Origin of the sequence: Nocardia sp. SYP-A9097, assembly GCF_009649815.1 — a bacterium.
In the GTDB taxonomy this organism is placed as follows: domain Bacteria; phylum Actinomycetota; class Actinomycetes; order Mycobacteriales; family Mycobacteriaceae; genus Nocardia.
In genome coordinates this window covers 1-9,347 of sequence record NZ_WJIC01000026.1, presented here as the reverse complement: position 1 = coordinate 9,347, position 9,347 = coordinate 1, and the positions used below count along the sequence as shown (strand labels likewise).

The following is a 9,347-nucleotide window of genomic DNA, read 5'->3' as shown; positions in this document are numbered from 1 at the left end:
ACCGCGGTGAGTTTCGGTGGCACACCGGCAACCTCGTTCACCGTCAATTCCTCGACACAGATCACCGCCGTCGCCCCGGCCCATTCGGCCGCGACGGTGCAGGTGACCGTCACCACCGTGGGTGGAACGAGCAACGGTGTCGCCTACACCTACGTCGCGGTACCGACACTGACCACCATCGCCCCGAACGCCGGTTCGGTGACGGGCGGGACGACGGTCGTGCTGACCGGGACGAATCTGACCGGCGCGACCGCGGTGAGTTTCGGTGGGACACCGGCGACCTCGTTCACCGTCAATTCCTCGACACAGATCACCGCCGTCGCCCCGGCCCACGCGGCCGGAACGGTAGCGGTCACGGTCACCACAGCCGGCGGAATGAGCAACGGTGTCGCCTACACCTACGTCGCGGTGCCCACGCTGACCACGGTGGTGCCGAACGTGGGACCGGTGACCGGCGGGACGACGGTCGTGTTGACCGGGACGAACCTGACCGGCGCGACCGCGGTGAGTTTCGGTGGGACACCGGCGACCTCGTTCACGGTCGACTCGGCCACCCAGATCACCGCCGTCGCCCCCGCCGGTTCGACGGGGACGGTGCAGGTGACCGTCACCACTGTGGGCGGGACCAGCAACGGTGTCTCGTTCACGTATGTCGCGGTACCCACCCTGACCACCGCGGTACCGAACACCGGTTCGGTGACCGGCGGAACCACCGTCGTGGTCATGGGCACGAACCTGACCGGTGCCACGGCGGTGAGTTTCGGTGGCACACCGGCGACCTCGTTCACCGTCGACTCGGCCACCCAGATCACCGCCGTCGCCCCCGCCGGTTCGACGGGGACGGTGCAGGTGACCGTCACCACCGTGGGTGGGACCAGCAACGGTGTCGCCTACACCTATGTCGCGGTACCCACGCTGACCACGGTGGTGCCGAACGTGGGACCGGTGACCGGCGGGACGACGGTCGTGTTGACCGGGACGAACCTGACCGGCGCGACCGCGGTGAGTTTCGGTGGGACACCGGCGACCTCGTTCACGGTCGACTCGGCCACCCAGATCACCGCCGTCGCCCCCGCCGGTTCGACGGGGACGGTGCAGGTGACCGTCACCACTGTGGGCGGGACCAGCAACGGTGTCTCGTTCACGTATGTCGCGGTACCCACCCTGACCACCGCGGTACCGAACACCGGTTCGGTGACCGGCGGAACCACCGTCGTGGTCATGGGCACGAACCTGACCGGTGCCACGGCGGTGAGTTTCGGTGGCACACCGGCGACCTCGTTCACCGTCGACTCGGCCACCCAGATCACCGCCGTCGCCCCCGCCGGTTCGACGGGGACGGTGCAGGTGACCGTCACCACCGTGGGTGGGACCAGCAACGGTGTCGCCTACACCTATGTCGCGGTACCCACCCTGACCGCCGCGGTACCGAACACCGGTTCGGTGACGGGCGGGACGACCGTCGTGCTGACCGGGACGAACCTGACCGGCGCGACCGCGGTGAGTTTCGGTGGCACACCGGCGACCTCGTTCACCGTCGACTCGGCCACCCAGATCACCGCCGTCGCCCCCGCCGGAACGGCGGGGACGGTGCAAGTGACCGTCACCACGGCGGGTGGGACCAGCAACGGTGTCTCGTTCACGTATGTCGCGGTACCCACCCTGACCGCCGCGGTACCGAACACAGGTTCGGTGACGGGCGGGACGACCGTCGTGCTGACCGGGACGAACCTGACCGGCGCGACCGCGGTGAGTTTCGGTGGCACACCGGCGACCTCGTTCACCGTCGACTCGGCCACCCAGATCACCGCCCTCGCCCCGGCGGAGGCGGCGGGGACGGTGCAGGTGACCGTCACCACCGCGGGCGGGACCAGCAACGGTGTCTCGTTCACGTATGTCGCGGTACCCACCCTGACCACCGCGGTACCGAACACCGGTTCGGTGACCGGCGGAACGACGGTCGTGTTGACCGGCACGAACCTGACCGGTGCGACCGCGGTGAGTTTCGGTGGCACACCGGCGACCTCGTTCACGGTCGACTCCGCCACCCAGATCACCGCCGTCGCCCCCGCGGCCTCGGCGGGAACGGTGCTGGTGACCGTCACGACCGCGGGTGGGACCAGCAACGGTGTCTCCTACACCTACGTCGCGGTACCCACCCTGACCACCGCGGTACCCAACGTCGGATCGGTGACCGGCGGAACCACGGTCGTGCTGACCGGCACGAACCTGACCGGTGCGACCGGGGTGGATTTCGGTGGGACACCGGCGACCTCGTTCACCGTCGACTCCGCCACCCAGATCACCGCCGTCGCCCCCGCGGCCTCGGCGGGAACGGTGCTGGTGACCGTCACCACCGTGGGCGGGACCAGCAACGGTGTCTCGTTCACGTATATCGCGATACCCACCCTGACCACCGCGGTACCCAACGCCGGATCGGTGACCGGCGGGACGGCCGTGGTGCTGACCGGCACCGCTCTCACCGGCGCCACGGCGGTGGATTTCGGTGGCACACCGGCGACCTCGTTCACCGTCGACTCCGCCACCCAGATCACCGCCCTCGCCCCCGCGGCCTCGGCGGGAACCGTGCTGGTGACCGTCACCACCGCGGGCGGGACCAGCAACGGCGTCGCCTACACCTACGTCGCGGTACCCACCCTGACCGCGGCGGTGCCGAACGTGGGACCGGTGGCCGGCGGGACGACCGTCGTGCTCACCGGGACGAACCTCACCGGCGCCACCGGGGTGGATTTCGGTGGCACACCGGCAACCTCGTTCACCGTCGACTCCGCCACCCAGATCACCGCGGTCGCCCCCGCGGGTTCGGCGGGGACGGTGCTGGTGACCGTCACCACCGTGGGCGGGACCAGCAACGGCGTTGCCTACACCTATGTCGCCCTGCCGACCCTGACCGCCATCGTTCCCAGTTCAGGGCCGGTCGCAGGTGGGACGACAGTCGTGCTCACCGGGACGGACCTGACCGGCGCCACGGCGGTGAATTTCGGTGGCACACCGGCAACCTCGTTCACCGTCGACTCCGCCACCCAGATCACGGCAGTGACCCCTGCCGGTACGGCGGGGACCGTGCTGGTCACCGTCACCACCGCAGGGGGAACGGTCGATGGTGTCTCCTTCACCTATGTCGCGGTACCGACCCTGATCGCGGCGGTGCCGAACGTGGGACCGGTGGCCGGTGGGACGACGGTCGTGCTCGCCGGGACGGACCTGACCGGCGCCACGGCGGTGAATTTCGGTGGGACACCGGCGACTTCGTTCACGGTTGATTCCGCCATCCAGATCACCGCCCTCGCCCCGGCGGAGGCGGCCGGAACGGTACAGATCACCGCCACGACCGGGGGTGGCACCAGCAACGGCATCGCCTTCACCTACATCTGAGAGAGAACGCGACTGGACCGTCGGTCGGCCACGGCCCGCCGGCGGCTCAGCCGCGTCGGGATCGAAGCTCTGCCTATGCGGCCGGTGCCTTCCCCCGATGCCACCAGAGTCCGACCCGCCCAAAGGCCCGGTCCGCACGGTCGCTCGTCGACCTGGACGAACCCTGAGGCTTTGGTGTTGCGGCTGGATCGTCAGGACTTGGCTCACGGGCAGCGAACGTCTCGCGATGCCAACAAATTTCCCGATTGGTGACCGATTCCGATCCACGCAGTCGTCCGGAATTACCATTGGCGATGGGTCAGCAAACACCTATCATTCCCGCTTTGCTGACCTGCCACGTGTGGCCGTTCGGAATCCATGGCCGCGACATTGCGCAGTGCTGCCAGCGGCATTCCTGACGGCACTGCCGCTTCGAAGCTACGGTAGCCGTGAATGAGGGTGATTCTCGTCGTGCCAGTCCTTGTGGCGTGCACCCTATGGCCAATATTCACCATTTTGCCCCTTTTGCGCGAATAAACCCTGTGACACGCCGATCATGCGGCCGTACTTGACGTCCTGGTCCACGATGGATAGATTTCCCGCCTGGCTCCCATCCGCGCGCCGCGCGGTACCGAATACCGTGTGGTTCGCAAGTATGATCTGCGGGGATGTCGACTTGCACGGACAGAGAACATGACGCGATGATTGTCCTGATCTATACACGCGATCAATGCTGCAATTGTTCGAACCTCGGCAGGTCCCGTTGATTCTTCCGAAATTCTACAGCGCAGGGCGGATGCCAGTCATCTGCAATGCCGTCATACAGTGAGGTGAAATGAGCACGAACCCATTCGACGACGAAGACGGCCGGTTCTCCGTTCTGATCAACCACGAAGAACAGTATTCTCTATGGCCAAGCTTTGCCGATATTCCGAACGGGTGGCATCGAGCGTTCGGCGAGGACAGCCGAAATGCCTGCATGGAATACATCGAGAAGAACTGGACTGATATGCGTCCAAAAACTCTGAGACAGTCAATATCCGCCGATGCCCCACAGCTCAGGTTGCTGACGCTTGACCCGAGATTGGATTAGCGCGTACGTGCGAGAATTGCACCCGCCACAAGACGATAGCGTTTACAGAAAGGCTTACCGAGCATCGGCCGAGTCCGCCTACATACGTTGAAGGCCGATAGTCGAGCAAGGTTGCTAGTGTCGGAACTCGATTAATCTGAGGACAAGAGGGAACCAGAAAGCAACGAGTAGCAACACTCACCTTGTATATCTCTGGGCGTATCACCGTAACTCCCAAGCCGCAGATGTGGCTTGGGAGTTAAAATCTCTTTCCGCATGAAAGGTAATCTATGGGCTCAGGCAAACATGGAGCTCCCCACCTGCCCCGATACAAAATGGTGTCCGTCATCGTCGCGGGAATAGTCCATTGACGTTCGGGCTGGCGGGAACGGGGCTCGCGAACGCCGCGGATACCGAGAACATATTTCAGCCCGACTCGTCTCAGACTGACCTGTCTCAGTCCGAAGGACCACAGCCTGACCGGCTCCGTGGCGACGAGCCTCGGTCCGACCAGCCGGTGCAGCGGCCCGCGGCCGAAGCACCCAATGTGCATCCGTACCAGGGGCTTCGGATTCCGGATGACACGCTGAGTTCGCTGCAGTGGGCGCGGCCGATGCCGGAGAACAAGTACCTCGCTCCCTTGGGAGAGTTGCATGCGCCCGTACCGGTAGCCCCAGTGCCGCCAATTGCGCCCCCGCCTGGCAAATTGCGCTTCGGTGACGTGCAAGTCGATTCACCGGAGTGGCTGAATCGTGAGCAGGCAATCCAGCTGAACGATGGCGCCGCCCAAGCCGAGGCAGCCACGGCAACCTTCCTCGACTCGATCGGAATGGAACGCAGCCGATCCGACCGCGTCTCAGGAGAAGTAATTGGCGGCGCTGTGGTCGGCGTAGCGGCAGGGGCAGTAGCGGCGAGCCCCTTCGGGCTGTTCGGTGGGGTCGTCGGCGGCATGATGGGTACGGCGATCGGCCTGCCATTTGCACCGATCGGCCTTGCGGCGGTTCCCGTAGGAGCTGCCTACGGTGCGGCCCTCATGGAGGTTCCAATTGCGGCCATCGGCGCCGGCATAGGCGCATCTCTCGGCGCGGTACATGCACTCAGCGCACCCCCGCGGACGGTTGGCGACTGACACGCAGTCGTCGGTCCGGAGACCGTTTGAAGGGTTTGGGGAGCCTGACCACGCCGCAGGCTCCCCACCCAAAAATCGTTCGGCAACCACTGTCCGATCAGCCACCTCAAACGAGGATTCGAACTGCGCCGCAGCTGGATACGCCCCCGCACTTCAATATGGCCGCGAAGCTTCGATGATAGAGGGGCTCGATGAAACCGCAGTACGCGTATCGGCGGGTCAACAACCACGGGCTTATCCGCCTGTTCGGCACATGGGGTCCAGTGGCGCTAAAAGTCGCGCTAAAGAGCAAGGTGGTGTGGCTGACGCGGACGAAAGGACGCGGCCCGATCCTGTCGGTTGGGGTGATGGCCTGAGGTTCCGCTGCCCCGGTCCAGAGAGGGGGCAGCGGAAACGGGTCAGTTCGCCATGGATGGTTGTGCCTTCGGAGCGACAACGACCGCCACGGCCAGTATGAGCGCGCCCGTCATGCCCGTGATGCCGAGTTGATCGCCGAGCAAGTACGCGCCGAGGACAGCGGCTGTCAGTGGTTCCAACAGTGTGACGATCGTCGCGACCGTGGCATTGACGCTGCGAAGACCGCGGAAGTACAGCGTGTAGGCGACTGCTGTCGGGGCTGTGGCCAAGCCCAGGAGCAGTCCGAGTGAGGCAAGGCTGGGGTGAAACGTCATGCCGGTCGTCACCTCCGCGGCCGGTGCCAGTAGTAGGCCGCCGATGGTGAAGCTGATCCCGGTTGTCGCGAGATCATCCAATGCGGGTATCGGATGAGCGCCCAAGAGTGTCACGGCCACGAACCCTGCCGCGGCAAGTAGCGACAAACCCGCACTGCCGAGGACAGCGGTGACGGCAAATCCGCCCGAGGGCAGTCCGACGAGCAGTGCGAGGCCGGCCAGTGATAGGGCGATCGTGGCGATCATCCAGCGATTGACTTTGCCTCGGCCCGTGATCTGTTCCGTCGCCAGCATGAGCACCGGGCCCGCTGCGATCGTGGTCAGGGTGGCCAGACTGACGGAGGTCAGCCGCACTGCGCCGAAGTAGCAGCCCTGGAACAGCGCGGATAACCCCGCGATCATGATCAGACGAGTCCATGCCGCGCGCCCCCGGGGAAGAGGCCGTCTCGACAGCATCAAGAAGACTGCGATGATCGCGCCACCGAGGAGGAGTCGGTAGGCCGCGACCGCGAGTGGTGAGAGCCCCACGACAGTAGTGAGCAGGCTCCCGAACAGCCCGCCGGTTCCCCATAACACTCCGGAGGTGACCAGGCAGACCAGTCCGGTATTGGATCGGCGGTGTGCAGCCGCCGACGATGTATGCATAAGAATTCGCGCTCCTGCGACGAGAGGAATGGGTCGCGGAAGCGGGGCTCAATGATCCGTGTGGGAACCGCACGCCGGCCGTGGTCGGCTCAACGCGCTGGGAAATCGGCCCCGCTCAGAAGCGGGGCGGCGCCAGGATGAGAAGCGGTCGATGCACGTCGCCACTGTACCCACCGCGGGAAGCGCTGGTTGACCGAGTTCCCGGGGTGCGGGCGGCCATCGTCGGATACGTGAACTGCTCCCCTGAGCGTTGTCGGTCGCACGCAGATTCCCTGGGATCTCGTTGTGGGGTGCAGTCTTTCGCAGGATCGTCCAGATCCGCGAAAAGTCGCGCTAAGGATTTACCGCAGATAAGAACATATTATCTGCGGTAGAATGGGTGGAGGTACCCGAGCGACGTGGCTGTCAGGTTTCGAAGTCGTCTTCAGTGATGTTCGAAGTCCTGTTCAGTGGCCCTCCAGCGTCCGCTAGATGGTGGTCCGAGCAGTTTCGTGAGTCAGCTTCCTGAGCTTGGCCGGTATCGCCGTGCTGGCCGATGCCGGGTCCTCGTGTCCGGAGCTGCCGCGGATCGTGGCCTCCTACCCGGTGCGCCGCCCCCTCGAAGTGTCACCGCGGCCGCGGAGCTGTTCGTGCTGTGCGACAGCCTCACCGACGCCCTGGCCGCCACTGAATCGTCCGAGGCTCCGCCGAAGACGGGGACCGAGCGGGATCGGCACGAGGTCAGCGACGCGTAACGACCTCTCGCCGCGACAGGCAAGGTGGTCCGCCGAGCAGAGGCGGCGAACCGCCCGTCTCGGCGGCCCGCCCACCACGACGGTCAGCGGAGTAGTCACCCAGCCGAACGCCGCGGCCGGTGGATTCACTCGATACTTTTCGAACCGCAGCTCCCGCTCTGCCGTCCAGCCCAGTCCCCCGCCTCGCTACCGTTGCACACCCCGCAGAGGCTCTACCGCAGAAAAATTCGCGAGTCAGCGCAGGTCCGGAAGCTCGCAACGGCAGATTGCCCCTCGTGACGGGTCCCTACCAGTCGTACGGGCCCTATACATCTCCGGCGAATCGGTATGTGCCCATGATGCATTCGACCCCAGTGTTCAGCCCGCGGTCACCACTGCTGCGCGGGTCCACCGTTGCACGGGATGACCTGAACGACGCTCGTGAGGGTTCTGCCCTCGAGGGTTTGGCCGTCCAGACACATGGCTCCGTCGAGGCCATTGTGGAAAGTGTTGCCGGGGCCGGTGAACCACTCCTGCACGAGGCCGCCGTTGCACGGGATGACTTGAGCGACTCCGGTCAGGGAGATGCCGTCCATTGTCTGCGCGTCCAGGCACATACCTGGGTTGAGGCCGTTTCGCAGACTGTTGGCGGATCCGTTGATCCACTGCTGCGCGGGCCCACTGTTGCAGGTGATGACTTGAGCGACCCCCGTCAATGTGACACCGTCCATCGTCTGCGCATCCAGACACGTGCCCTGAACGAGCCCATTGACCAGCGTCATACTCGCCGCCGAAGCCGACGGCGCGCAGATCACCATTGCCGCGGCGGCCAGCGCGGCTCCTGTCCCGAGCAACCGCACCGGCTGTCGACTCCCCCGCTGCGCCGACGAACCGTCCGCCGACTGACCCACTCGAGTAACACGCGACTTCTTCATATGGTCCCCTCCGCGTCGCATCCCACATCTCGGAGCGACTTCCGTTGTAGCCGAACATCTTCCGTCCGACGCGAAGCGAAAGTATCCAGGCCAGCTTTCAAGATCCTTAACAACCTCATGCGCCCGGCCCGCCCGATCGCACTCGACAGTGTCGGGCATCGTCGTTTTGCCAATGACAGGCTGCCGCGTGGCGCCCGAGGTCGTGTGCCGGGGCAGCGCTGCCCGAAACCGACGGTGGCCCGGACGCCCCGCACGTCCGGCCAACCATCGATTCTTGACATCCGGATCTGGCCGACTCGGCCAGGGCGACATGCGGCAGAATGCAGAATGCAGAATGCAGAATGCAGAATGCAGAATGCAGAATAGTGCGTTCGGAGCGATCTACCCCACGGTCAGGCACCTTCTAGATTTTGCCCGCAATAGATTTACCAGCGTTGATTGGCTTGACCGTTGCACGGGTACGTGACGACCGGTGCCGGATCAGGGTTCGCCCCCTGAATATCGAGGCAGAAACCATTCATACCACTACGAATCTGCAGGCCGTCAGCTGACGCCGTAGACGACGCTACAGTCAATGCGGCGATAGCCGCCAGCAATAGAATGACAGATCTACGAATGCCTTTCAGCACGTTCTCTTCCCCTCCAGTTGCAGCCCCACCGGCAGCAACTCCGGATGGAGGCTAGTGGGTCGGATTTGAAGTCTTTGGACGGTCGGCCTTGGTGAGGATCTGCTCGGCGGTCTTGGTCCAGACGAACGGTTTCGCGCGGGGGTTCCAGCCGTTGATGAACTCGCGGATCTTGGTGGTC

At 64.9% G+C, this 9,347-nt stretch carries 8 protein-coding genes; 4 read left to right on the top strand and 4 right to left on the bottom strand.

The genetic code is table 11. The annotated features are described in order from the left end of the window. The first annotated feature begins 6 nt into the window (after window positions 1-6). Together GFY24_RS33050 and GFY24_RS33045 are read left to right on the top strand one after the other, a co-directional pair. A complete protein-coding gene (locus GFY24_RS33050) occupies window positions 7-3,396 on the top strand; it encodes an IPT/TIG domain-containing protein (RefSeq protein ID WP_309231642.1) in 3,390 nt (1,129 codons plus the stop codon). A gap of 814 nt (window positions 3,397-4,210) precedes the next feature. After that, on the top strand, window positions 4,211-4,468 hold the full coding sequence (locus GFY24_RS33045; protein ID WP_153809050.1) for an MbtH family protein: 258 nt from the start codon (window positions 4,211-4,213) through the stop codon (window positions 4,466-4,468). An 835-nt stretch (window positions 4,469-5,303) separates the two neighbouring features. Here the strand turns inward: GFY24_RS33045 and GFY24_RS33040 are convergent. Beyond that, window positions 5,304-5,540 carry a hypothetical protein gene (locus GFY24_RS33040; protein WP_153809049.1) on the bottom strand — a complete coding sequence of 79 codons (237 nt, stop codon included), beginning with the start codon at window positions 5,538-5,540 and terminating at the stop codon, window positions 5,304-5,306. Window positions 5,541-5,767: 227 nt separating this feature from the next. Between GFY24_RS33040 and GFY24_RS33035 the strand changes: the two genes are divergently transcribed. Next, window positions 5,768-5,932, top strand: coding sequence for a hypothetical protein (locus GFY24_RS33035; RefSeq protein ID WP_153809048.1), 165 nt, complete (start codon window positions 5,768-5,770; stop codon window positions 5,930-5,932). 42 nt (window positions 5,933-5,974) lie between these two features. Here GFY24_RS33035 and GFY24_RS33030 read toward each other — a convergent pair whose 3' ends face one another. Next, on the bottom strand, window positions 5,975-6,892 hold the full coding sequence (locus GFY24_RS33030) for a DMT family transporter (protein ID WP_153809047.1): 918 nt from the start codon (window positions 6,890-6,892) through the stop codon (window positions 5,975-5,977). Window positions 6,893-7,440: 548 nt separating this feature from the next. On the opposite strand from GFY24_RS33030, the gene GFY24_RS33025 reads away from it, so the two are divergent. Continuing rightward, a complete protein-coding gene (locus tag GFY24_RS33025; protein ID WP_153809046.1) occupies window positions 7,441-7,626 on the top strand; it encodes a hypothetical protein in 186 nt (61 codons plus the stop codon). 368 nt (window positions 7,627-7,994) lie between these two features. On the opposite strand, the gene GFY24_RS41335 is transcribed toward GFY24_RS33025, so the two are convergent. Together GFY24_RS41335 and GFY24_RS43885 are read right to left on the bottom strand one after the other, a co-directional pair. Next, a complete protein-coding gene (locus GFY24_RS41335; RefSeq protein WP_194853107.1) occupies window positions 7,995-8,540 on the bottom strand; it encodes an RICIN domain-containing protein in 546 nt (181 codons plus the stop codon). A 425-nt stretch (window positions 8,541-8,965) separates the two neighbouring features. Then, entirely contained in the window at window positions 8,966-9,169 is a 204-nt protein-coding gene (locus GFY24_RS43885; protein WP_153809044.1) for a ricin-type beta-trefoil lectin domain protein, read from the bottom strand. Window positions 9,170-9,347: the final 178 nt, after the last annotated feature.

Excerpts from the sequence above, each read along its gene's own strand:
- GFY24_RS33045 (WP_153809050.1), top strand. The coding sequence starts at position 4,211 with ATGAGCACGAACCCATTCGACGACGAAGACGGCCGGTTCTCCGTTCTG.
- GFY24_RS33040 (WP_153809049.1), bottom strand. The coding sequence starts at position 5,540 with ATGTACCGCGCCGAGAGATGCGCCTATGCCGGCGCCGATGGCCGCAAT.
- GFY24_RS33035 (WP_153809048.1), top strand. The coding sequence starts at position 5,768 with ATGAAACCGCAGTACGCGTATCGGCGGGTCAACAACCACGGGCTTATC.
- GFY24_RS33030 (WP_153809047.1), bottom strand. The coding sequence starts at position 6,892 with ATGCATACATCGTCGGCGGCTGCACACCGCCGATCCAATACCGGACTG.
- GFY24_RS41335 (WP_194853107.1), bottom strand. The coding sequence starts at position 8,540 with ATGAAGAAGTCGCGTGTTACTCGAGTGGGTCAGTCGGCGGACGGTTCG.